Raw genomic sequence first — 23,232 nt, forward strand, 5'->3', positions numbered from 1 at the left:
CTACCTCCCTGCGCCTAGCGCCCCGGCCTCTCAGGCCAGGCGTGCGCGGTGCTTGACCAGCTGTGCACGCACCTGGGCAGGTGCCGTGCCGCCCAGCGTGTTGCGGGCGTTGAGCGAGCCTTCCAGGCTCAGCGCCTCGAACACATCGGCTTCGATGTGCGGGTTGAAGGCCTGGAGTTCGATCAAGGGCAGCTCGGTCAGGTCCACCCCCTTCATGGAAGCCAGCTTCACCGCATGGGCCACGGTTTCGTGGGCATCGCGGAAAGGCAGGCCCTTCTTGACCAGGTAATCAGCCAGGTCGGTGGCAGTGGCATAGCCCTTCAGGGCGGCAGCACGCATGTTCTCGGCATTCACGGTGATGCCGCCTTCCTTCTTGCCGGAGGCGGGGTTGACCTGGCCGCCAATCATTTCAGCAAAGATGCGCAGCGTGTCCTTCAGCGTATCAACGGTGTCGAACAGCGGCTCCTTGTCTTCCTGATTGTCCTTGTTGTAGGCCAGGGGCTGGCCCTTCATCAGGGTGATCAGGCCCATCAGGTGACCGACCACACGGCCGGTCTTGCCGCGTGCCAGCTCGGGCACGTCGGGGTTCTTCTTCTGGGGCATGATCGACGAGCCGGTGGTGAAGCGGTCGGCAATCTTGATGAAACCGAAGTTCTGGCTCATCCAGATGATCAGTTCTTCGGACAGACGGCTCACGTGCACCATGCACAGGCTGGCGGCGGCGGTGAACTCGATGGCGAAGTCGCGGTCGCTCACGCCGTCCAGCGAATTCTGCGACACGCCTTCCATGCCCAGCGTGCGGGCCACGCGCTCGCGGTCCAGCGGGTAGGTGGTGCCGGCCAGCGCGGCCGAGCCCAGGGGCAGCACGTTCACGCGCTTGCGCACGTCCAGCATGCGTTCGGCGTCGCGCTTGAACATTTCCACATAGGCCAGCATGTGGTGACCAAAGCTCACCGGCTGGGCCACCTGCAGGTGGGTGAAGCCGGGCAGGATTACTTCCACGTTCTGCTCGGCCACTTCCACCAGCGACAGCTGCAGCTCCTTGAGCAGGCCTTCGATCAGATCGATCTCGTCGCGCAGCCACAGGCGCACATCGGTGGCCACCTGGTCGTTGCGGCTGCGGCCGGTGTGCAGGCGCTTGCCGGCATCACCCACCAGGGCCGTCAGGCGCGCTTCGATGTTCAGGTGCACGTCTTCCAGGTCCAGCTTCCAGTCGAACTGACCGGCTTCGATCTCCGACTTGATCTGGGCCATGCCCTTCTGGATGGCAGCGTAGTCGTCCTGACCGATGACACCCTGCGCAGCCAGCATTTCCGCGTGCGCCAGGCTGCCGGTGATGTCGGCCTTCCACATGCGCTTGTCAAAGAAAACGCTGGAGGTATAGCGCTTGACCAGGTCGCTCATGGGCTCGGAAAACAGGGCAGACCACGCCTGCGCCTTGGTGTCGAGTTGGTTGTGGGAGGGCTGCGCGGTGGTGTTGGAGGACATAGGCGAGGACAGATTTTCCGGAAGTTCAGGACACCCGGAAATCCGGGTGCCGCGTGTGCAAGATACGCAAATTTTATCGAGCCCGGCGGCTCCCCCGGTTTCTGCGGCCTGCGGTGACCCCACGTTGCACCGCGACACCGGCTCCGCGCTGGCGTCTGGCGCCTCTGCCGCGGAGGTGGTCCGACTGCCGTGGGGACAGCCAGAGCACCGATGCCATGGGCACCTGCTGCGCCCCGGCCCACGGAGTCTGACCCCGCGACCCGCATCAGGGTTTTCACTGGCTTTGCGGGCAGAAAACGCCGCAAAGTGTCGGGAACGGCCCGTAAATGAAGCAGAAACGTGACAGTCACAACAAAACTCTTCAGTCACGGGTGCATCTTGCAAGTTACCAATACACTTTGTTTCACCCCTGTTAAACGGAGGGAGGTTGCGTAGGGTCAAGGCACGCCCCACGCGAATGTGCAAACGCGTTTTGGTACTACGGCATGACATTCAGGCGAATTTCCATGCCTGAAGTGAAGAGTCCGTCTGTCGTCACGCTGCCAGTACCTGATGTATCCGCCATATTGAGATAAGGGAGAAGGAGCTATGCACGTACTGATCGTTGATGATGAACTCTTGGCCCGTAACCGCCTGCGCGTTCTGTTGAGTGATTGCGAGGATCCCTCGGCACCGTTCCTGGTATCGGAAGCTGCCACCGCCGCCCAGGCGCTGGATGTGTTGCACCGCACCAAGGACCACCATCCCGTCGACATGATCTTCCTGGACGTGCAGATGCCCGGCCAGGACGGTCTGCGCTTTGCACAGACGCTCCGCTCCCTGCCCCGGCCGCCGGCGGTGGTATTCATCTCGGCCCACGCCATGTACGCCGCCAATGCGTTCGAAGTGGAAGCCGTGGACTACCTGACCAAGCCGGTGCGCCCGGACCGCCTGCAGCAGGCCGTGGCCAAGGTGCGCCGCCTGTATGCGCTGGAGCAGAAGGCACCGGCCACCATGTCCATGGGCAGCGCCGCCGCCCTGCTGATCCGTGACCGCGGCCGCACCGAACGTGTGCCGCTGCACCAGGTGATCTATCTGAAGGCCGAGCAGAAGTACGTCACCGTGCGCACGGCCACCCGCAGCTACATCCTGGACAACTCGCTGACCGAGCTGGAAGGCCGCTATCCGCTGCAGTTCGTGCGCATCCACCGCAACGCCCTGGTCACCCGTGAACAGATGCGCAGCCTGGAAAAGCACTACACCGAAGACGATGGCGAAGGCTGGGCGCTGCGCATGCATGCCGTGCCCGAGTTGCTGATGGTCTCGCGCCGCCAGCTGTCTGCCGTGCGGGCCATCATGAACCAGCCGCACATCCAGGTGCAGCCGGAAATGGCCTGATCCGCGCCCGCTGGCGCATCTGCATCAGCCAACGCTGGCACCGCAAGGTGGCCAGCGTTTTTTTATGGCGTGCCCCGTGCAGATGGACCTGCTTGCCTGCCGGGTGCTCAGTGTCCGCCGTGGGCCAGGTGGCTGACCACCGTGACCAGCACGATGCCCACCGCCAGCCAGACCACCTGGGCCAGCGTTTCCCGGGCGGACAGCTGTTTTTGCAGCTGCGGAATCAGGTCCGACAGCGCCACATAGACAAAGCTGCTGGACGCGATGGTCAGGAAGAACGGCAGCCAGGCTTCCAGCTGCCCCACCAGAAAGTAGCCCACCAGACCGCCAAAGGCCGTCACGGCACCGGCCAGCGACACCTTGAGCACGGCGGCATTGCGGTTGCTGTTCAGACGCATCACCACCAGATCGCCCATGTGGTGCGGCACCTCGTGGGCCAGCACCGACACCGCGGCAATCACACCCAGCCGCATATCAGCCAGGAACGCCGAGGCAATCAGGATGCCGTCGCCAAAGCAGTGCACGCTGTCACCGGTCAGCAGCGACCAGCCTCCGCCACTGCGGTGGCTGCGCGCGTGACCATGGGCCGACGGGTGGGCATGGCCGTGGTGCGCGTGGTCGTGATGGGCATGGTCCTCCCCCTGCGCCAGCGGCGCATGGTGGTGCTCATGGCCGTGGTGCCACAACTCGGCCTTGGTCAGCAGAAAGAAGAACACCACCCCCACCAGCAGGGTCAGAAACAGGTCTTTGGCCCCGGCTTCGCTTTCGAAAGCTTCGGGCAGCAGGTGCATGAAGGCCGTAGCCAGCAGGGCACCGGCAGCCAGGCTGAGCATGCCCTGCTGGGCATTGCCGCGGCCCAGACCGGCCCTCAACAGCAGGTCGGCCACCCAGACACTGCCAATGCCGGCGGCCAATGTGGCCAGAAGAATTGCGACCAAGGTCATAGCTTTTTGCGCTTTGTGAACGGGTTGGAGCACCCGAAATGGCGGGTATTTTTATAGGTTGGCATGCGCGCTACGGGGTGCCTGCTGGAATGCGCCGTACCACGCACCCACAGACACCGATGGCTGTGCGACAAGGGCCAAAAGCTTACACCTACTGACTTTTTCGCGCCGAAAGCGGTGGCCGCACCACCCCCTGGCCGGGGGTTTTGCCGCAGCGGTGGCCCCTCCATCCCCCACGGCCAGGCGACAGGACTGCCACGGCGAGCGGCAGGTGGGCGCCGCCCGCCGGTGTGCTTGCTTACACCCCGTGGCTGTGCAGCCACTGCAGCAGACGCTGCCAGCCATCCCGGGCGGCGGCCTCGCGGTAGCTGGCGCGGTAGTCCGCATGGAAGGCATGCGGGGCATCCGGGAACAGCACAAATTCCGACTTTTTGGCTGCCGCACTGCCCTGGGCCAGGGCCTCCTGCATCTTGGCCACGCTGGCCACGGGAATTCCGGTGTCCTGCCCGCCGTACAGACCCAGCACCGGCGCCTTCAGCTGACCGGCCAGGGCCAGCGGGTGGGCGGGCGTCATGGCCGAAGCCTGGCCTTCCAGCCGGCCGTACCAGGCCACGCCGGCCTTGACCTTGCCGCTGGCCGCGTACAGCCAGGTGATGCGTCCGCCCCAGCAAAAGCCGGTGATGGCCGCTTTCTGCGTGTTGCCGCCGGCCTTGGCCGCCCAGGCCAGCGTAGCATCCAGATCGCCCAGCACCTGGGCATCGGGCACCTTGCTGACCAGCTCGGCCTGCAGCTTGCTGATCTCGGTGTAGTCACTGGCTTTGCCCTGGCGGGCATAGAACTCGGGCGCGATCGCCAGATAGCCGGCCTTGGCCAGGCGGCGGCACACATCCTGGATATAGGCGTGCACGCCGAAGATTTCCTGCACCACCAGCACCACAGGCGGGTGCTTCTTGCCTTTGGGTCTGGCCTGGTAGGCCGGCAGGTCAAAGCCCTGCGAAGGAATGGTCACCCAGCCCTCCTCCAGCCCATCGCCCGGCGTGGTGATGGCCGTCTGCGCCATGATGGGCGCCGCAGCTGCAGCGTAGCCCAGGCCCAGCACGGCCTGCAAGGCGGTGCGGCGGCTGGCGCCGTGTTCGGTGGACTTGCCGGGCAGCAAGGCGCCGACATCGTTGTGTGCATCGCGAAAATCCATGGGCAGGCTCCTGGTGAACAGTCGATCAAGGGGGAACAACGAGAAACGCAGTCTAGCGCCAGATGCAGGCGGTCACGCCGCCGCCAACCGGCGGCGGCGATCCGCGGCTAGGCCAGCCAGCGTAGCAGGGCGGCCGCCAACGCACCCAGCACCACCACCAGCAGAAAAGGCGCACGCAGCCACAGTGCGACGGCAGCCACCGCCAGCGCTGCCAGCCGCGCATCCAGCACCAGGGCCGTACCTGCGGCGAAGGTGTTCATCACCGTCAGCGCCGCCAGCAGCGCCACCGTCATGCAGGCCGCGACCTGTGTCATCCGGGGGTTCTGCAACCAGCGCGCAGGCACGGCGTAACCGGCCAGCTTGGTGGCAAAGGCCACGGCACAGGCCCCCAGAATCCAGCCCCACAGGCCGATATCGATCGTCCCGGCGCTCATGCGGCCTCCTGCACACAGTCGGCATCCGCCGTGGCGGCACGGCTGCGCCACCAGCCCCAGATGGTGCCCACCACGGCTGCCAGCAGAATCGGCAGGCCCGGCGGCAACAGCGGTACGGCCAAGGCCGTGACCACACCGCACAGCACGGCCAGCGCCACCGGTTCACGCTGCTGCAGCCTGGGCCACAGCAGGCCCAGGAAGGCAGCCACGGCCGCACCATCCAGACCCCACTGGCGCGGGTCGCCCAGGGCATCGCCCAGCCAGGCCCCCAGCAGGGTGAAGCCGCTCCACAGCAGGTACACGCCCAGGCCGGCCGTCCAGAAGCCCCGGCGCTGCTCGGCTGCGTCCAGCTGGGCAATCGCCGTGGCGGCGGATTCGTCAATGGTCATCTGCGCCCCCAGCCAGCGGCGCCAACCCTGCAAGCCCAGCAGGCGGTTCATCTGCATGCCGTAGACGGCATTGCGCAGACCCAGCAGACTGGCGGCCCCCAGGGCGGCAGCCCCGGTGCCGCCACCGGCGATCACGCCAATGAATGCGAACTGCGAGCCCCCGGTGAACATCAGCGCGCTCAGGGCCATGGCCTGCCAGACATGCAGCCCGGACGCGACGGCCAACGCACCAAAGGAAATGCCGTACAGCCCGGTGGCCACGGAAATCGACAGGCCCATGCGCACGGCAGGGGTCAGACCGCGCTGCGGCGCAGCGCAGGCAGAGGAATCAGGAGACATCGGACAAATCGCTCATTGCGCACGCCGCGGCGGCATGCAGTGCCATGGGACCATGCAAAGGGGCGGCATGGATACCCGCACCACCCCGGCCCGCAAGCCTCCATGGTAAGCCCCCGGCCCGGCGCGCCGGCAGGACCGGGCCGCCGGAAGGCCACGCAGGCGACAGGCCAGATCCGGCCAGCCTGTGCTCCGCACCCTCAGGATGTCAGGGGATCCGGCTGTTCAGCTCCCGCAACGGATCGGCCGAGCGTTCCAGCCAGTTCCGCAGGGATTCACTCTGCACCTGGGCGCGGCGCACAAAATTCTGGGACTCGCTCGGGCTCATGCGCACCGGCTGCTGCTGCTGCGCGGCAATCAGTGCCTGGGTATCGGGGCGCAGCAAAATGGCATACAGCGCCTTACCCACCGCCTCTCTGCGCTCCTCCGGCATGGACTCCGAGGCAAACCAGGCCATCCAGCCCAGCGGCAGGGGCGGCAGTTGCCATTGGGCAAACGTGGCGGCCGCCAGCGGTGTCGGCGCGCCCACCTGCGCCAGTACCTGTACCCCCGCATAACCGCTACGCTCCCGCTCCTGCGGGTTGCCCAGGTACTGGGAGCTGTCGCCACAGCGGTCCAGCACCAGATCCACCTTGCCCGCGGCCAGTGCCTGGACCGTCTGGCGTGCCGTGCCATAGGTGCTGGCCTGCCAAGTCAGACCAGTCTTGCGGCTCATGGCCTGCATCCACAGCTCGGGGAAACCGAAATTGAAGGGAAGGCCCAGGCGCACCGGCCGGCCCATGGTGCGCAGCCAGGCCTGCAAGGCGGCGAAGTCCGGAAGGTGGCGCGCTTCGGGCGCCATCAGGCACCAGGAACCCTGCAGCACGATCTGCAGCGGCACCCAGACACGGGCCGCCGGCAGCGCTTCCAGCCGCCCCAGCCACAGCTGCGACATCAGCACCAGGGTGCGCTCGGGTGGGCCCGAACGGGCCGCCCAGACAATCGCATCCATCCCTCCGGCATTGCTGGGACGGTGCAGCGTGGCTTTTTCACCCAGGTAATGCGGCATCCAGCGCACAAAGTGCTGCGCCACCACATTGCCCACTGGGGTGTGCTCCATGGGTTGCACCAGCAACAGCGGCGACGATTCCGCCATGCCCGCCTGGCTGGCAAGCGCCGCGAAAAGCCCGGCTAGCAGCCGGTTGCGCAAGCCCCGACGGCCTGGTCGGCGGGCGTGACGGAACATATACGTTGTAGAGCTTGGGTACTGCATGGCATAGAGTCCCTGCTGAATAATCTGATAGCAGATGATCCTGCAAGGGGACGCAGAGCGCCATAGCCATTGGTCCTTGTCCCACAAGCTCTACAAGCACTTGTCTTACAAGCAAGTGCCCACCCTCCAAACCCGTACACCCTCCTGCGCACGAATGCCAGCAGGCCTTTTCCCTCTGTGCGCATGCAGTGGGGGACGGACGGCGGGTGGCGCCTTTGATCGGAAAGTGCTCAGTGCGCCTTTTCCCAGTTCGGCCCAAAACCGATCTCTGCCAGCAGCGGCACGGCCAGGTCGGCCACCCCCGCCATCAGTACCGGGATTTCCGCCCGGACCCAGTCTTTTTCCGACGCGGGCAGCTCGAACACCAGTTCATCGTGCACCTGCATGATGACCTTGACCTCGGGCTTTTCGGCATCCAACTTGGCTTGCACAGCCACCATGGCCTTTTTGATCAGGTCCGCCGCCGTGCCCTGCATGGGCGCGTTGATGGCAGCGCGCTCGGCCGCTTTCTTGCGCGGGCCGTTGCCGCCATTGATCTCGGGCAGCACCAGGCGGCGTCCGAACACAGTCTCCACATAGCCCTGGGCATGGGCCAGCTCCACGGTCTGGTCCATGTAGCGCTTCACGCCGGGGTAGCGCTGGAAGTATTTGTCGATGTAGGCCGCGGCGGCCTTGGTCTCGATGCCCAGGTTCTTGGCCAGGCCAAAGCTGCTCATGCCGTAGATCAGGCCGAAATTGATGACCTTGGCGTAGCGGCGCTGCTCGCTGCTGACGGCATCGACGCTGACGCCAAACACCTCGGCCGCCGTGGCACGGTGCACGTCCAGACCGTCCCGGAAGGCATTGAGCAGGGCTTCATCCCCGGAGAGGTGGGCCATGATGCGCAACTCGATCTGCGAATAGTCGGCACTGGCAATCAGCTTGCCCTCGGGCGCGACAAAGGCTTCGCGCACCCTGCGGCCTTCCGGTGTGCGCACCGGAATGTTCTGCAGATTCGGGTCATTGCTGGACAGGCGCCCCGTCACCGCCACCGCCTGGGCGTAGTGCGTGTGCACCCGGCCATCGCTGGGCAAGGCCATCTGGGCAAGCTTGTCGGTGTAGGTGCCCTTGAGCTTGGACAGGCTGCGGTGCTCCAGCAGCTTGGCAGGCAGCGGGTAGTCCTCGGCCAGCTTTTCCAGCACTTCCTCATCGGTGCTGCGCGCACCGGTGGCGGTCTTCTTGACCACCGGCATGCCCAGCTTGTCGAAGAAGATCTCGCCCAGTTGCTTGGGCGATGACAGGTTGAAAGGCTGGCCTGCGATCTCGTACGCATCTTCCTCCAGCTTGAGGATGCGCGCCCCCAGATCGTTGCTCTGCCGCGCCAGCTCGCCAGCGTCGATGCGCACGCCATTGCGCTCGATGCGGAACAGCGCCTCGCTGGTCTGTATTTCCAATTCATAGATGTGCAGCAGGCCGGCATGGGCCTGGATGCGCGGCCACAGCACGCCATGCACATCCAGCGTCTGGTCGGAATCTTCGCAGCTGTACGCCGCCGCCTTGTCCACACTCACCTGGGCAAACGGGATCTGGTTCTTGCCCTTGCCGCACAGGTCTTCGTAGCTGATGCCGGTGCGGTTCACATGGCGCAGTGCCAGGCTGGTCAGGTTGTGGGGACGGTCGGCCTCCAGCACATAGGACTGCAGCATGGTGTCGTGCGCGTAGCCGCGCACGGTGATGCCATGGTTGGCAAACACATGCTGGTCGTATTTGACATGCTGACCCAGCTTCTTCTTCGAGGCATCTTCCAGCCAGGGCTTGAGCTTGGCCAGCACCAGCGCCATATCGAGCTGCTCGGGCACATCCATGCCTTCGTGGCGCAGCGGAATGTAGGCCGCTTCGCCCACGGCCACGCTGAAGCTGATACCCACAATCTGGGCGACCATTTCATCCAGTGAATCGGTCTCGGTGTCCAGTGCCGCCAACTCGGCCGCCTGGAGCTTGGCCAGCCAGTGGTCCAGCGCGTCCTCGGTCAGGATGGTGGTATAGACCACATCTCGCTGCTGGGCTTCGACCGCGATTTCGGTGGTGGCGGCGTCATCCGCATCGAACAGACCGCCTTGCGGGGATGCGGGAGCGGACTTCTTGGTAGCTGTGGCTTCCGCCGCCACCGCACCCAGCGCGCGCACCAGACCCTTGAAACCGTATTTTTCGTAGAAAGGCGCCAGACCGGCGTTATCGGGCTCGCCCAGGGTGATGCTGTCCAGCTGCGGCAGGCCGGCCACATGCCCGGAAAGGTCGCAATCGGTCTTCATGGTCACCAGTTGGCGGCTCAGCGCCAACTGGCCGCTGGCGATGGCATCGCGCAGGTTCTGGCCGGCCACGCCCTTGATCGCCGCCGCATTGGCGATCAGATTGTCCAGCGAGCCATACTCTTCCAGCCACTTGGCCGCAGTCTTGGGGCCCACCTTGGTCACGCCGGGCACGTTGTCCACGGTGTCGCCCACCAGGGCCTGGTAGTCGATCATCTGGGCGGGCGGCACGCCGAACTCGGCCGTCACGCCGGCGATGTCGCGCTTTTTGCCGTTCATGGTGTCGATGATGGTCACATGCTCGTTCACCAGCTGGCTCAGGTCCTTGTCGCCGCTGGAGACGATCACATTGATGCCCTGTGCCGCCGCTGTCTGCGCCAGGGTGGCAATCACGTCATCCGCCTCCACGCCGGGCACGGCCACCACCTTCCAGCCCAGCAGCTGCACCACCTCGTGGATGGGCTCGATCTGGCTGCGCAAATCGTCGGGCATCGGCGAGCGCGTGGCCTTGTACTGGTCGTACATGGCGTCGCGGAAGGTAGGACCACTGGTGTCGAACACGCAGACGGCGTAGTCGGCCTGCACATCCTTGCGCAGCGCCTGCATCATGTTGACCATGCCGCGGATGGCACCCGTGGCCGGGCTGGCCGGGTCGCCGGGAACGGCCCGCAGGTCGGGCATGGCATGGTAGGCGCGGTAGAGGTAGCTGGAACCGTCCACCAGCACCAATGTCTTGGAATTGCTCATACCCAAGATTGTGCACGCGCCACTACAATCTCCCTATGCGCGCACCTATCCTCTTTTCCATCGCCGTTCTGGCCTCCGCTGTGGCGTGGGCACAGCCTTCCAGCGAGGCCGCACCCGCTGCGGCCCCTGCGCCTGCGGGCCAGCCCCAGCAGGACAACAGCGCCGCTCCGTCGCGCCAGAACCAGCGCATCGAGCGCATTCGCGAAGAAGATGCCGGCAGCCGGGTGGACGAGTTGCGCGTGGGCGGTCAGACGCAAAGCATCAATGTGCAGCCCAAGGTCGGCAATATGCCGTCCTATGAGGTCAAGCCCGGCAATGCCGCACGCGACGGCGTGAACCAGAACGGCAACGACGGCACCAATGGCCGCCGTGTCTGGAACCTCAAGTTCTGAGCGCCCGGGCCTTGCGGCCCATTGCCTCTGCGCCGGCACCGGCCTCTTCGGAGTGCGTGTCGGCGTTGTTCGTTTTCACCCCCCTGTTTTTTTGAGCGTCCTGAGCGATGGCCGTTTTTACCGAAGTCTCCGACAAAGAGGCGCGCGACCTGCTGCGCCGTGTCCCTCTGGGCAACCTGACCGAACTGCGCGGCATTCAGGGCGGCATCGAGAACACCAACTACTTCCTGACAACCGATCAAGGAGAGTGGGTGCTTACTTTGTTTGAACGCCTGACCTTCGAGCAACTGCCGTTCTACCTGTATCTGATGAAGCACCTGGCGCTGGCCGGCATCCCCGTGCCGGCCCCCCAGGCCGACGCCAAGAGCGGCGACATCCTGCACAAGGTCTGCGGCAAGCCTGCCGCCGTGGTGCAGAAGCTGCGCGGCAAGAGCCAGCTGCAGCCCCAGGCCGTGCACTGCGCCGCCGTGGGCGACATGCTGGCCCGCATGCACCTGGCCGGCCGTGACTACGCCCGCGAGCAACCCAATCTGCGCAGCCTGCCCTGGTGGAACGAGACCGTGCCCGTGGTGCTGCCCTATCTGGAACAGGATGCCGCCGACCTGCTGCGCAGCGAACTGGCGTTCCAGAACCATGTGGCCGCCAGCCCCAGCCACGCCGCCCTGCCGCGCGGTCCCATCCACGCCGACCTGTTCCGCGACAACGTGATGTTCGACGGCGAGGAACTGACCGGCTTTTTCGACTTCTACTTTGCCGGCGTGGACACCTGGTTGTTCGACCTGGCCGTGTGCCTGAACGACTGGTGCATCGACCACGCCAGCGGCGCCCACGACGCGGCCCGGGCCCAGGCCATGCTGGACGCCTACCAGGCCGTGCGCCCGCTTGAAGCGGCCGAACGCGAGCTGCTCAACCCCATGCTGCGCGCCGGTGCGCTGCGCTTCTGGGTCTCGCGCCTGTGGGACTTCTATCTGCCGCGTGAGGCCGCGCTGCTGCAGCCCCACGACCCCACCCACTTCGAGCGCGTGCTGCGCCAGCGCGTGGCCCATCCGCTGACCGCCATCGAGCGCCCGGTCGCCCTGGCCTGACACCGCCGCCCGCCATCCGGCCCGTCCCGCCGGGGGCTTTGGGCGGCTGGGGTACAGTCCTGTGTTCAGGTCCCCTCCCGCGCGCCGCGGGTTGCCGCTGTGTCGGCCTCCTGCCCGCGCCCGTCCGGCCCTTTCACTTCCCGGTCATGAAACTCAATATCGTTCCCGCCCGCACCGGTGCCCAATGGGTCCGCCAGGGCATACAGACTTTCTGGCGCCACCCGATGGCGCTGTCGGCCCTGTTCTTCCTGTGCATGGCCGCCATGTCGCTGATCTCCCTGTTCCCGCTGGTCGGGCCGGCGCTGGCGCTGGCGCTGCTGCCCACGGCGTCGCTGGTGATGATGGTGGGCGCCGCCGAGACCCTGCAGGGCCGCATGCCCACGCCGGCACTGCTGCTGGTTGCCTTCCGCACCGGTCGCCAGCGCATGCACGCCATGGCGCTGCTGGGGGCCTTCTATGCCGTGGGCTTTCTGCTGGTGATGGGCGTGTCCGCCCTGATCGACGGCGGCCAGTTCGCCCAGGTGTACCTGGGCACCACCCCCATGACGCCCGAGCTGGCCCAGGAAGCCGATTTCCAGGCCGCCATGTGGTTCTCCCTGCTGCTGTACCTGCCGCTGTCGCTGCTGTTCTGGCATGCGCCCGGTCTGGTGCACTGGCACAACATCCCGCCCGCCAAGGCGCTGTTCTTCAGCTTCATCGCCTGCTGGCGCAATCTGACCGCGTTTGCCGTGTTCTTTCTGTCGTGGATGGGCGTGTTCATTGCCACCGGCCTGGTGCTGGCGCTGGTGACCGCCCTGCTGTCGGCCCTGGTGGGCGATATCGCGGCCGGACTGATGATCGGCGCGGCCATGATGCTGGCCGCCATGTTCTTCAGCTCGGTGGTGTTCACCTTCCGCGACTGCTTCTCGGCTCCGGACGGCCACGATGAACTGGAAGAGGACGGCGGCGTCACCTACACCCCGCACGACACCGGCCCCACGCCGTGATGCCGCGCCACTGCCCCAGGCAGTGGCCTCCCCCGCAAAGGACAAAGGGACGCCACGGCGTCCCTTTTTGCATGCGGCATGCCTGGACCACACGGCAACGGTTTCGGCACCGGTTTCAGTGCCGTGTGCCCGATTCCCGTGCCAGCAGCTGCGCCAGCTGACGGCGGTCGTCCAGGGTGGAGAAGAGCACCGCAAACCCGATGCCCAGCGCCGCCCCCAGGATGGTGTCCATCACCCGCTCCACCGGCATGCCGGCCACGGCGGCGGCGGGTGCCGCCAGGTGGGTCATCAGCAGCGCCGACGGCGTGACCGCGATCTGGCCCAGCGCATAGTTGAAGCCGATGACGACCTCGGTGACGAACTGGAACAGCACGATGCAGGCCAGCACCGTGCCAAAGCCGGGGTTCTGCGCCAGGATCAGCCACGCCACCACCGCCCCCACCACCGTGCCCGCCATGCGCTGCAGCGCCCGGTTCATGGTGATATGCAGGTGTGCGCCCTGCATCACCGCCACAGCGCCGATGGCCGCCCACGCCGGATGCGGCATGCCCGCCAGATAGGCCACCCAGGCGGACAGCCCGGCGGCCACGGTGATGCGCAGCGCCACCAGCAGCTCCAGCCGCAGCGGGGGTGGCACCGGCGGCGGCAGTTCCAGGTGGGGCAGTGCATCCTTGCGCAGCCAGTCGGTGGCCCGGCAGGTCGCACATGCCACGGCACCGCCCGCCAGCGCGGCCAGGGTGCGGGCGGCCACGGTCAGTCCATCGGGCGCCGGGACCAGCGCCGCACCGGTGGCAAAGACAATGATCACCGCCCCCGGCCCGCCCAGCACCCAGTGGCTGACGACCAGGGTGGCGGCCCCGGCCACCAGCGCCATCACCCCCAGCATCGTGGCCGGCCCGGCCCCGGCCAGCGTGGCCAGCGAGGGGATCAGCACGCCCAGCGCCATCAGCCCGGCACAGAGGGTGACGATGCGCATGCGCAGCCGCAGCAGTGCAAAACGGCCAAACAGCGCCGACAGGGCACCCAGCGCGGCAAAGCCCACCAGGTGCGGCCAGGGGGAGACATGCACCAGCAGCACCGCCAGCAGCACGGACAGGGCCGCCTGCATGCCCGCCACGGTGGCAATGCGCAGCGAAGGCTGGCTGGTCAGCGCCACGCTGTCGCGCCACTGCGCACGCTCCAGCAACTGCAGCCCGGTGTCGCTGCGCGGCACCTGCGGTGCGGCGGAGGGGGGAGGGGTGGGGTCCGGTGGGGTGTGCATGCAAGACCTCTCTGCGGCCAAACCAGGAGGTTCATCACACCCGATACCCGGCGGGTGCGGCTGTCAGACAGTGGCGCAAGCGCGGCCCGTTGGGGCCCACTGGGCCAGACCGCACAGCCGCCCTCCCGGGCGGCCTCGGCAGTTCAGCGGCGCAGGACCCTCACTCCACGATGGTCAGCTTGGCAATCGCCAGCGCCAGCCACTTGGTGCCGTGGCGCGGGAAATTGATCTGGGCACGGGCATCGTCACCCGTGCCTTCCACGGCCAACACCTTGCCTTCGCCGAACTTGGCGTGGAACACGGTGATGCCCTTGGTGATGCCATGGCCCGGCACCGTCTTTTGCGGCGGCACGACGGGATTGGCAAACACCTCGGACGACCGGGTGCCCGACGCAGCACGGAACCCATTGCCATAGGCAGAACCGCCACCGAACTTGGGCGTGAACGTGCCAAAGCCTGGCTGCTTGGCGGTCAGCCATTTGAGGTTGGCCTCGGGCAGCTCATCCAGAAAGCGGCTGGGCAGGTTGAAGCGCGTCTGCCCGTGCAGCATGCGGCTTTGCGAATGGCTCAGGTACAGGCGCTTGCGGGCGCGGGTGATGGCCACATACATCAGGCGGCGCTCTTCCTCCAGCCCGCCCTTGTCGCTGGCGGCGTTCTCGTGCGGGAACAGGCCTTCTTCCAGCCCGCCGATGAAGACCACATCGAATTCCAGCCCCTTGCTGGCGTGCACCGTCATCAGCTGTACGGCCTCCTGGCCGGCCTGGGCCTGGTTGTCCCCGGCCTCCAGTGCCGCGTGCACCAGAAATGCGGCCAGCGGCGACAGGGTTTCGCCGGTTTCGGCGTCGGTGCCGCCCAGCGGCACGTCCAGCATGGGCAGCCCGGGGTTCAGGCCCTGGCTGGCCGGGCTTTGCGTCAGCGCGGCGTCGGCGCGGCTGTGCTCGTCGATGGGCAGGGCGATCGCATCCTTGCCGAAACCTTCCTGGGTCACAAAGCTCTCGGCCGCGTTCACCAGCTCCTTCAAGTTCTCGATGCGGTCCTGGCCTTCCTTCTCGTTCAGGTAGAAGTCGATCAGACCGCTGGCTTCCAGCATGCGCTCGATGGTCTGGCGCAGGCTCTTGCCCTGGGTTTCTTCGCGCAGCACGTCGATCTTGGCCACGAATCCCTGCAGCTTGGTGCCGGCCGCACCGCCCACGGCGGTGACCGCGTCGCTGAGCGAGCAGCCCGCCGCGCGCGCCGTTTCCTGCAGCGTCTCGACCGAGCGCGCGCCAATGCCGCGGGCCGGGAAGTTCACCACCCGCATGAAGCTGGTGTCATCGTGCGGGTTCTCCAGCAGGCGCAGATAGGCCAGTGCGTGCTTGATTTCGGCACGCTCGAAGAAGCGCAGGCCGCCGTACACCCGGTAGGGCACGCCGGCATTGAACAGCTTGGACTCGATCACCCGGCTTTGCGCATTGCTGCGGTAGAGCACGGCAATCTCCTGGCGCGGCACACCGTCCTGCCGCACCAGATTGCGGATTTCCTCCACCATCCAGCTGGCTTCATCCAGGTCGGTAGGGGCCTCATACACCCGCACCGGTTCGCCCGCGCCCTGGTTGGTGCGCAGGTTCTTGCCCAGGCGCTGGCTGTTGTGGCTGATCAGCGCGTTGGCGCAGTCCAGGATGTTGCTGAACGAGCGGTAGTTCTGCTCCAGCTTGATCTGGTGCTGCACGTCGAACTCGCGCACAAAGTCGGTCATATTGCCCACGCGCGCACCACGGAAGGCGTAGATGCTCTGGTCGTCATCGCCCACGGCCAGCACACTGGAGCTCGATTGCAGGCGACCGCCCACCATCTCACCGGCCAGCTGCTTGAGCCAGGCGTACTGCAGCTTGTTGGTGTCCTGGAACTCGTCCACCAGGATGAAGCGAAAACGCCGCTGGTAGTGCTGGCGCAGCGCCGCATCGTCGCGCAGCAGCTCGAAGCTGCGCAGCATCAGCTCGCCGAAATCGACCACGCCTTCACGCTGACACTGGTCCTCGTACAGCTGATAGAGCTCCACTTTCTTCTTGGTGTCGGGGTCGGACGCCACCACATCCTTGGGGCGCATGCCTTCTTCCTTGCAGCCGGCAATGAACCAGCCCAGTTGCTTGGGCGGAAAGCGCTCCTCGTCCACCTGGTACTGCTTGCACAGGCGCTTGATGGCCGAGAGCTGGTCCTGCGTGTCCAGAATCTGGAAGGTCGCGGGCAGGCCGGCCGCCACATGGTGGGCGCGCAGCAGGCGGTTGCACAGGCCGTGGAAGGTGCCGATCCACATGCCGCGCACGTTGTAGGGCAACATGGCCGACAGGCGGGCCACCATTTCCTTGGCCGCCTTGTTGGTGAAGGTGACCGCCAGAATGCCGCCGGGCGTGACCTGGCCGCTTTGCAGCAGCCAGGCAATGCGCGTGGTCAGCACCCGCGTCTTGCCGGAGCCGGCGCCGGCCAGGATCAGCGCATGGCCGGCCGGCAGCGTGACGGCAGCGAGCTGCTCGTCGTTTAGGTTGTCCAGCAAAGAGGATGGGCGGTGAGCGGGTGCGGAAGATTCTTCGGCACCGTCGAGCAGATCGAGCGGAAACATGCCGCCATTGTAGAAAGCGCGCCCTGCCCTGCGCCGCTGCCCGGGGATGCGGGGCCCCGCACAGGGGACGGCATGGCCCGCAGACCGGTATATGGTTTTGCATATACCCACCATTGCAGTGCGGCCGGCTGCCGCGCCGGAGCAGGCCGTATAGAATCAATCACCGGGCCCAAGTTACTTGTGGTCCGGTTTTTTGTGCCTGTGCAACTGCAGGTCTGGTGCCCCCGTGCGGGATGCACCCGCAAAGCCGGTCTCCAAGCCAAGCGCCCCATCGCAATGCGAAATCGTTCGCTGCGACCTCTTTAGGAGCTTGGAATCTCATGGAAATCTTCGACTACGACAACATCCTGCTGCTGCCGCGCAAGTGCCGCGTGGAAAGCCGCTCCGAATGCGACGCCAGCGTGGAGCTGGGTGGCCGTACCTTCCGCCTGCCGGTGGTGCCCGCCAACATGAAAACGGTGTTGGACGAGAAGATCTGCAAGTTTTTGGCGCAGCACGGCTACTTTTACGTGATGCACCGCTTTGACATCGACAACGTGGCATTCACCAAGGCCATGCAGTCGCAGGGCCTGTACGCCTCGATCTCGCTGGGTGTCAAGCAGGCCGATTACGACGTGGTGGACCGCTTCGTGGCCGATGACATCTGCCCCGAGTACATCACCATTGACATCGCCCACGGCCATGCCGACAGCGTGAAGAACATGATCCAGTACCTGAAGGCCAAGATCCCTGCGGCCTTTGTGATTGCCGGCAACGTGGCCACGCCCGAAGCCGTGATCGACCTGGAGGCCTGGGGCGCCGACGCCACCAAGGTGGGCGTGGGCCCGGGCAAGGTGTGCATCACCAAGCTCAAAACCGGCTTTGGCACGGGCGGCTGGCAGCTGTCGGCGCTGAAGTGGTGTGCCCGCGTGGCCACCAAGCCCATCATTGCCGACGGCGGCATCCGCAGCCATGGCGACATCGCCAAGAGCATCCGCTTTGGCGCCACCATGGTGATGATCGGTTCGCTGTTTGCCGGCCACGAAGAATCGCCCGGCAAGACCGTGGAGGTGGACGGCGAGCTGTTCAAGGAATACTACGGTTCGGCCAGCGACTTCAACAAGGGCGAGTACAAGCACGTCGAAGGCAAGCGCATTCTGGAGCCCATCAAGGGCCCGCTGCGCAGCACGCTGATCGAGATGGAACAGGACGTGCAGTCCTCCATCAGCTATGCCGGCGGCACCAAGCTGATGGACATCCGCAAGGTCAACTACGTGATCCTGGGCGGCGACAACGCCGGCGAACACCTGCTGATGTAATGAGGTAAGCCCCGACATCCTGCTGCGCGCTCCCGGACGCAGGCAGGCGCAGCCGGCCCGGCGCCGGCTGCAAACTCTTACAATTGAACCGCCGAAGCTGCCTGCGCCCGAAAGCGTTGGAGTTCACGCCACAAACAGCGTGTGTTCCTACTCTGACGAGCACAGGCAGCTTCTTTTTTGATAGCTTAAAAAGCAAAGCTGTTTTGCCGCCAACAGCATACGGGTGCAAGCCATCTGCAAGCTCCGGGCCGCTACACATCGGCATGATCCGCATACACCACACACAACAGCGGACAGCTCGGGAGACACAGCCTTGACCACCCCCATTCCCCCACCTTTGCGCATTGCCGTACTGGGCACCGGCTTGATGGGCGCGCCCATGGCCCGCCGCCTGTGTGAGGCCGGCCACCAGGTGCAGGTCTGGAACCGCACCCGAGCCAAGGCCGAGGCACTGCAAGCCTTTGGCGCCACGGTGCACGATACGCCCCGCTCCGCAGCGGCGCACAGCGACATCGTGATCAGCCTGCTGGAAAACGGCACAGTGGTGGGCGAGGTGCTGTTCGGCATGGGCGGCGCAGGCGCCGTGCACGGCATGCACGAGGGCAGCCTGTTCATCGACATGGCATCCATCCAGCCGCGCGAGGCACGCGACCATGCGTCGCGCCTGGCCGAACGCGGCCTGCGCCATCTGGACGCCCCGGTCTCCGGCGGCACCGTGGGCGCCGACAACGGCACCCTGGCCATCATGGCCGGCGGCCGGGCCGAAGACTTTGCGGCCGCCCTGCCCGTGTTCGCCGCTCTGGGCCGTGCCACCCATGTCGGCCCGCACGGCACTGGTCAGCTCACCAAGCTGGCCAACCAGATGATTGTGGGCATCACCATCGGCGCGGTGGCCGAGGCCCTGCTGCTGTGCGCCAAGGGCGGTGCCGACATGGCCAAGGTGCGCGAAGCCATCTCCGGCGGATTCGCCGACAGCCGCATCCTGCAACTGCACGGCCAGCGCATGGTGGAACGCGACTTTGCCCCGCACGGCAAGATGAGCGTGCAGCTCAAGGACCTGCGCAACGCCCTGGCCACGGCGGGCGAGATCGGCTTCGATGCTCCGATCACCGAACTCTTTGCCAAGCTCTACGCCGACGGCGTGGAGCACGGCCTGGGCGGGCTGGACCACAGCGGCCTGTTCGTGGAGCTGGCCAGCCGCAACGCGCTGCAGTGAAGTTTTTGCGTTTTTTTGCACTGCCTGGCTGCGCACTCAAAAAAAGTGGAGCATAATAGAGGGCTCAGGTTGCAACGCAATCCGAGAAAAGTGGGCTCTTAGCTCAGCTGGTAGAGCAGCGGACTCTTAATCCGTTGGTCGAGTGTTCGAATCACTCAGGGCCCACCACTTTTTTCAGTCGGTCTGAAATTGTTTTTCAGATTGGCGACTTTCGGTTCACACCGAAAGGGCTCTTAGCTCAGCTGGTAGAGCAGCGGACTCTTAATCCGTTGGTCGAGTGTTCGAATCACTCAGGGCCCACCATCTCCAAAGCCTGCCTTGGCTCCCAAGGCATGCTTTTTCCATTCTTCTATCGCTACTTTTGCACAGATAGAAACAATCATTCCCGTCACACGATGTAAATACTGGTGCTTTTTTCAGCATGCGGGCTAAGCTCGAACGCGTCCCATCTCGCCCTTTTTCGGAATGACGATGTTGCGCTGCAAGAAAAAAAACCTGCTTCGGACTTCCCCGTTTTCCCAGCGCCACATGCTGACGCTTGCCCTGCTGGCAACCGGCATGCTGCCCTCACAGCCTGCGCTGTGGGCCCAGGAGCGCCCCACCGCGGTCAGCCCCCCCGGCACCACGCTGGCCGAGCTGCCCGGCCGCCAGATTGATCTGAGCTTTGCCCGCATGGGTGCCACCGGCGGCATCAACCTGCGCGGCACCGAAGGACAAACCACGCTGGACTTCAGCCTGCGGGGCGACGAGGTGGTGGAAAGCGCCGATCTGCGCCTGGACTACACCTTCTCTCCCGCGCTGCTGGCCGACCTGTCCCACCTCAAGGTCTACCTCAACGACGAACTGGTCCAGACCCTGGTCCTGCCCAAGGAAAACCTGGGCAAGCCGCAGCACATCCGCATCCCCATCGATCCGCGCTTTTTTGCGGACTACAACAAGCTGCGCCTGCAGTTCATCGGCCACTACACCATGGAATGCGAGCTGCCCTCGCACTCCAGCCTGTGGGCCAATCTCAGCGACGAAAGCCGCCTGACGCTGCAGCTGCGCCAGCTGCAGTTGCCCAACGATCTGGCCCACCTGCCCCTGCCCTTCTTTGACCAACGCGACAACCGCAAGCTGCAGACCCAGTTTGTCTATGCCGCTGGCGCAGATGCCACCACCCTCAAGGCGGCAGGCATTGTCGCGGCCTGGCTGGGCAAGCAGGCCGGCTACCGGGGCACCTCGTTCACGGCACAGATCGACCAGTTGCCGGCCGGCCACGGCATCGTGTTCGCCACCAATGCCCAGCGCCCACCCGCATTGCGCCATCTGCCAGCGGTCAACGTGCCCACGCTGCAGCTGGTGGACCACCCCGGCGTGCCTTCGGCCAAGCTGCTGCTGGTGCTGGGCAAGGACAGCGCCCAGCTGGAAACCGCCGCGCAGGCGCTGGCCGTCGGCCGCGCCGCCTTCAGCGGTGATATCGTGACGGTCAAGACGCTGGAGCTGCCCGCCCTGCGCAAGCCCTACGATGCCCCGAACTGGATCGCCACCGACCGGCCGGTGCGCATTGCCGAGCTGGCCCGCGATCCCGGGCAGCTGCAGCTGCGCGGCTATGCGCTCAACGATGCGGTGAACCTCAGCCTGCAGCTGCCGCCCGATCTGTTCACCTGGAATGGCAGCACCATCCCGGTGGACCTGCGCTACCGCTACACCCCCAACCAGGTCTCGCAACACGGCATGGTGAGCGTGCTGTTCAACGAACAGTTTGTGCACTCCTGGCCGCTGGAGCGGGCCACCAGCAAGACTTCCCCTTCGGCCATCCTCAGCCAGGTGAGCAGATGGTCCGGTGATGCCCTGGTGCAGCGCCACTTCCAGCTGCCTGCCGAACTGCTGCGCAACCAGAACAGCTTCCACGTCGGTGTGCAAATCCCCGCACCGGACATGGGTCGCTGCACCTCCATCACCCAGCAGGAAATGCGTGCGGCCATCGACCCCGACTCCACGCTCAACATCTCGAAGCTGCACCACTACATCGCCATGCCTGACTTGCAGGCTTTTGCGCGCGGGGGCTTCCCGTTCAGCAAGTTCGCCGACCTGCAGGAAACGGCGGTGCTGATCCCGGACCAGCCCACGCCGGAAGCCATTTCCACCTACCTGACGGCCATTGGCCAGCTGTCGGCCGCCACCGGCTACCCTGGCACCCGCTTCACCTTGCTGCCTTACAGCCAGGCCGACAAAGCCGGGGACCGCGATCTGCTGCTGGTCGCCGATGGCGCCGCCAACCCCTTGCTCGACCACTGGCACAAGGCCCTGCCCGCCTTGGTGGAAGCCGGCGCGCAGTCGCTGCGCCCGACCGAGCGCGTGCTGGACACCATTGCCGACCTGATGCGCCTGGACACCAACACCTGGCGCCCCCAGCACGGCGGAGAGGCAACATTGCAGGGCTCCGGCCCGCTGGCAGCCGTTGCCGGGTTTGAATCTCCGTTGCAAAGCGGCCGCAGCGTGGTGGCCTTGATGGCCAACCAGCCTCAGGCCCTGGAGCTGGTGCGCGACGGCTTGAGCGCAGTGGACACGCTGCAGCGCATGCGCGGCGACCTGACCCTGCTGCGTGGCAACGCGGCAGAGAGCTTCCGGGTGCAGGATGTGTACTACGTGGGCCAGCTGCCGTGGTGGACCGCGCTGTGGTACCGGCTGCACGCGCATCCGGTGCTGCTGGCCGTGCTGGGCATCGTGACCGGCCTGCTGTTCACCTTCATGGTCTACGCCAGCCTGCGCCTGCTGGCCCGCCGCCGGCTGGAACAAGCGGATGCATAAGCCCTCCCACAGCCTGTTGCACCGCCGGCACTGGCTGCAATGGGTGGGAGCCAGTGCCGCACTGTCCGCCGTGCCCGGGAGCCAGGCCGCCAGCTCCACGGCCGTGGAGGCCAGCTGGCCGCGCTTTGCGCAGCAGTTCATGCAGGCCGATGGACGGGTGGTCTCGGACGACGGCAAGCTGTCACTCACCTATTCCGAAGGCCAGAGCTATGCGCTGTTCTTTGCCCTGGTGGCCAACGACCGCCGCCGCTTCGACACCCTGCTGCACTGGACCCGCGACAACCTCAGCCAGGGCGATCTGGGCCAGCATCTGCCGGCCTGGCTGTGGGGTCGGCAGGACGACGGCGCCTGGGGCGTGATCGACAGCAATTCCGCATCCGATGCCGACCTGTGGATTGCCTACACCCTGCTGCAGGCCGGGCGCCTGTGGCGCTACCGACCCTACACCGCCCAGGGCCGCACGCTGGCAGCGCTGATCTGGCAAAAGGAAGTGGCCCAACTGCCCGGGCTGGGCCCCAGCCTGCTGCCGGGAGCGCAAGGGTTTGTGCAGCAGCCGGGCCAACGCTGGCGGCTCAACCCCAGCTACCTGCCGCTGCAGGTCCTGCAGGCACTGGCCCTGGAGATGCAGGAACCAGGCTGGCAGCAACTGGCCGATGCCTCGCTGGACCTGCTGGTGCGCAGCGCCCCGGCAGGCATCTCGCCGGACTGGACGCTGTACGACAGCCAGCTGGGCTTTCTGACCGACGAGACCGACACAGAGGCCCAGGGCCGTGGCGGCTACAACGCCATCCGCACCTACCTGTGGGCCGGCATGCTGCATCCGCAGGCACCGGGGCGCGCACAGTTGCTGCGGACCCTGGCACCGATGGCAGCCATCGTCGAGCGTGACCAGGCCCCGCCCGAATACATCCACCCGCGCACGCTGGAAATCAGCGGCCCCGGCCCGTCCGGCTTCAGTGCCGCCATGATGCCCTTTCTGCAGGCCCAGGGCGCCAGCCGCGCCCTCGATGCCCAGCGCCAGCGGTTGCAGGCACAGCCGCTGCGGCCCACGGCCTATTACGAACAATGCCTGGCACTGTTCGGCCAGGGCTGGATGCGCAAGGACTATGCCTTCACCCCCCAGGGACAGTTGCAACTGCCTTGGTACAAGGCTTAGGG

The 23,232-nt window shown here is 65.9% G+C and carries 17 protein-coding genes and 2 tRNA genes; 10 read left to right on the forward strand and 9 right to left on the reverse strand.

Annotated features, from left to right (window positions below):
- Window positions 1-30: 30 nt before the first annotated feature.
- Window positions 31-1,488: an argininosuccinate lyase gene (argH, locus tag CT3_RS17490; RefSeq protein ID WP_066537259.1), complete on the reverse strand. Its 1,458-nt coding sequence runs from the start codon at window positions 1,486-1,488 to the stop codon at window positions 31-33.
- Window positions 1,489-2,076: 588 nt separating this feature from the next.
- Between argH and CT3_RS17495 the strand changes: the two genes are divergently transcribed.
- Window positions 2,077-2,865 (forward strand): LytR/AlgR family response regulator transcription factor, encoded by a 789-nt coding sequence (locus CT3_RS17495; RefSeq protein ID WP_066537262.1) that lies wholly within the window; start codon window positions 2,077-2,079, stop codon window positions 2,863-2,865.
- Between the two features lie 107 nt (window positions 2,866-2,972).
- Here CT3_RS17495 and CT3_RS17500 read toward each other — a convergent pair whose 3' ends face one another.
- The 6 genes from CT3_RS17500 to polA all read right to left on the reverse strand — a co-directional run bounded on the left by CT3_RS17500 (window position 2,973) and on the right by polA (window position 10,447).
- The gene (locus tag CT3_RS17500; protein WP_066537265.1) at window positions 2,973-3,809 is read right to left on the reverse strand and encodes a ZIP family metal transporter; all 837 of its coding nucleotides are present in this window, start codon (window positions 3,807-3,809) and stop codon (window positions 2,973-2,975) included.
- A 298-nt stretch (window positions 3,810-4,107) separates the two neighbouring features.
- The gene (locus CT3_RS17505) at window positions 4,108-5,001 is read right to left on the reverse strand and encodes a dienelactone hydrolase family protein (RefSeq protein ID WP_066537268.1); all 894 of its coding nucleotides are present in this window, start codon (window positions 4,999-5,001) and stop codon (window positions 4,108-4,110) included.
- Between the two features lie 107 nt (window positions 5,002-5,108).
- On the reverse strand, window positions 5,109-5,435 hold the full coding sequence (locus CT3_RS17510) for an AzlD domain-containing protein (RefSeq protein ID WP_227657920.1): 327 nt from the start codon (window positions 5,433-5,435) through the stop codon (window positions 5,109-5,111).
- Window positions 5,432-6,163: an AzlC family ABC transporter permease gene (locus CT3_RS17515; RefSeq protein ID WP_083520442.1), complete on the reverse strand. Its 732-nt coding sequence runs from the start codon at window positions 6,161-6,163 to the stop codon at window positions 5,432-5,434. The genes CT3_RS17510 and CT3_RS17515 overlap by 4 nt, the downstream gene beginning before the upstream one ends.
- A gap of 205 nt (window positions 6,164-6,368) precedes the next feature.
- Window positions 6,369-7,259, reverse strand: a complete 891-nt coding sequence (locus CT3_RS17520) for a type 2 periplasmic-binding domain-containing protein (protein WP_127446261.1) — start codon at window positions 7,257-7,259, stop codon at window positions 6,369-6,371.
- A 383-nt stretch (window positions 7,260-7,642) separates the two neighbouring features.
- Window positions 7,643-10,447 carry a DNA polymerase I gene (gene polA / locus CT3_RS17525; protein ID WP_066537273.1) on the reverse strand — a complete coding sequence of 935 codons (2,805 nt, stop codon included), beginning with the start codon at window positions 10,445-10,447 and terminating at the stop codon, window positions 7,643-7,645.
- A gap of 35 nt (window positions 10,448-10,482) precedes the next feature.
- On the opposite strand from polA, the gene CT3_RS17530 reads away from it, so the two are divergent.
- The 3 genes from CT3_RS17530 to CT3_RS17540 all read left to right on the forward strand — a co-directional run bounded on the left by CT3_RS17530 (window position 10,483) and on the right by CT3_RS17540 (window position 12,910).
- Window positions 10,483-10,839, forward strand: coding sequence for a hypothetical protein (locus CT3_RS17530; RefSeq protein ID WP_066537275.1), 357 nt, complete (start codon window positions 10,483-10,485; stop codon window positions 10,837-10,839).
- 107 nt (window positions 10,840-10,946) lie between these two features.
- On the forward strand, window positions 10,947-11,924 hold the full coding sequence (locus CT3_RS17535) for a homoserine kinase (RefSeq protein ID WP_066537277.1): 978 nt from the start codon (window positions 10,947-10,949) through the stop codon (window positions 11,922-11,924).
- 146 nt (window positions 11,925-12,070) lie between these two features.
- Window positions 12,071-12,910, forward strand: a complete 840-nt coding sequence (locus tag CT3_RS17540) for a BPSS1780 family membrane protein (RefSeq protein WP_066537279.1) — start codon at window positions 12,071-12,073, stop codon at window positions 12,908-12,910.
- A 115-nt stretch (window positions 12,911-13,025) separates the two neighbouring features.
- Here the strand turns inward: CT3_RS17540 and CT3_RS17545 are convergent, their stop codons facing one another.
- Both CT3_RS17545 and CT3_RS17550 read right to left on the reverse strand, forming a co-directional pair.
- Window positions 13,026-14,171 carry an FUSC family protein gene (locus CT3_RS17545; RefSeq protein ID WP_083520443.1) on the reverse strand — a complete coding sequence of 382 codons (1,146 nt, stop codon included), beginning with the start codon at window positions 14,169-14,171 and terminating at the stop codon, window positions 13,026-13,028.
- A 160-nt stretch (window positions 14,172-14,331) separates the two neighbouring features.
- A complete protein-coding gene (locus CT3_RS17550; protein ID WP_066537281.1) occupies window positions 14,332-16,767 on the reverse strand; it encodes a UvrD-helicase domain-containing protein in 2,436 nt (811 codons plus the stop codon).
- A 320-nt stretch (window positions 16,768-17,087) separates the two neighbouring features.
- Here CT3_RS17550 and CT3_RS17555 point away from each other — a divergent pair, with 320 nt between their 5' ends.
- The 6 genes from CT3_RS17555 to bcsZ all read left to right on the forward strand — a co-directional run bounded on the left by CT3_RS17555 (window position 17,088) and on the right by bcsZ (window position 23,230).
- Window positions 17,088-18,065, forward strand: a complete 978-nt coding sequence (locus CT3_RS17555; RefSeq protein WP_066537287.1) for a GMP reductase — start codon at window positions 17,088-17,090, stop codon at window positions 18,063-18,065.
- A 367-nt stretch (window positions 18,066-18,432) separates the two neighbouring features.
- Window positions 18,433-19,281 (forward strand): NAD(P)-dependent oxidoreductase, encoded by an 849-nt coding sequence (locus CT3_RS17560; protein ID WP_066537492.1) that lies wholly within the window; start codon window positions 18,433-18,435, stop codon window positions 19,279-19,281.
- 92 nt (window positions 19,282-19,373) lie between these two features.
- A tRNA-Lys gene (locus CT3_RS17565) sits at window positions 19,374-19,449 on the forward strand.
- A 59-nt stretch (window positions 19,450-19,508) separates the two neighbouring features.
- A tRNA-Lys gene (locus tag CT3_RS17570) sits at window positions 19,509-19,584 on the forward strand.
- A 225-nt stretch (window positions 19,585-19,809) separates the two neighbouring features.
- Complete coding sequence (gene bcsB, locus CT3_RS17575; RefSeq protein WP_066537499.1) at window positions 19,810-22,074, forward strand: cellulose biosynthesis cyclic di-GMP-binding regulatory protein BcsB; 2,265 nt, start codon at window positions 19,810-19,812, stop codon at window positions 22,072-22,074.
- Complete coding sequence (gene bcsZ / locus CT3_RS17580; RefSeq protein ID WP_066537503.1) at window positions 22,067-23,230, forward strand: cellulose synthase complex periplasmic endoglucanase BcsZ; 1,164 nt, start codon at window positions 22,067-22,069, stop codon at window positions 23,228-23,230. The genes bcsB and bcsZ overlap by 8 nt, the downstream gene beginning before the upstream one ends.
- Window positions 23,231-23,232 lie beyond the last annotated feature (2 nt).

The sequence above is a fragment of the Comamonas terrigena NBRC 13299 genome (genome assembly GCF_006740045.1).
Taxonomy (GTDB): domain Bacteria; phylum Pseudomonadota; class Gammaproteobacteria; order Burkholderiales; family Burkholderiaceae_C; genus Comamonas; species Comamonas terrigena.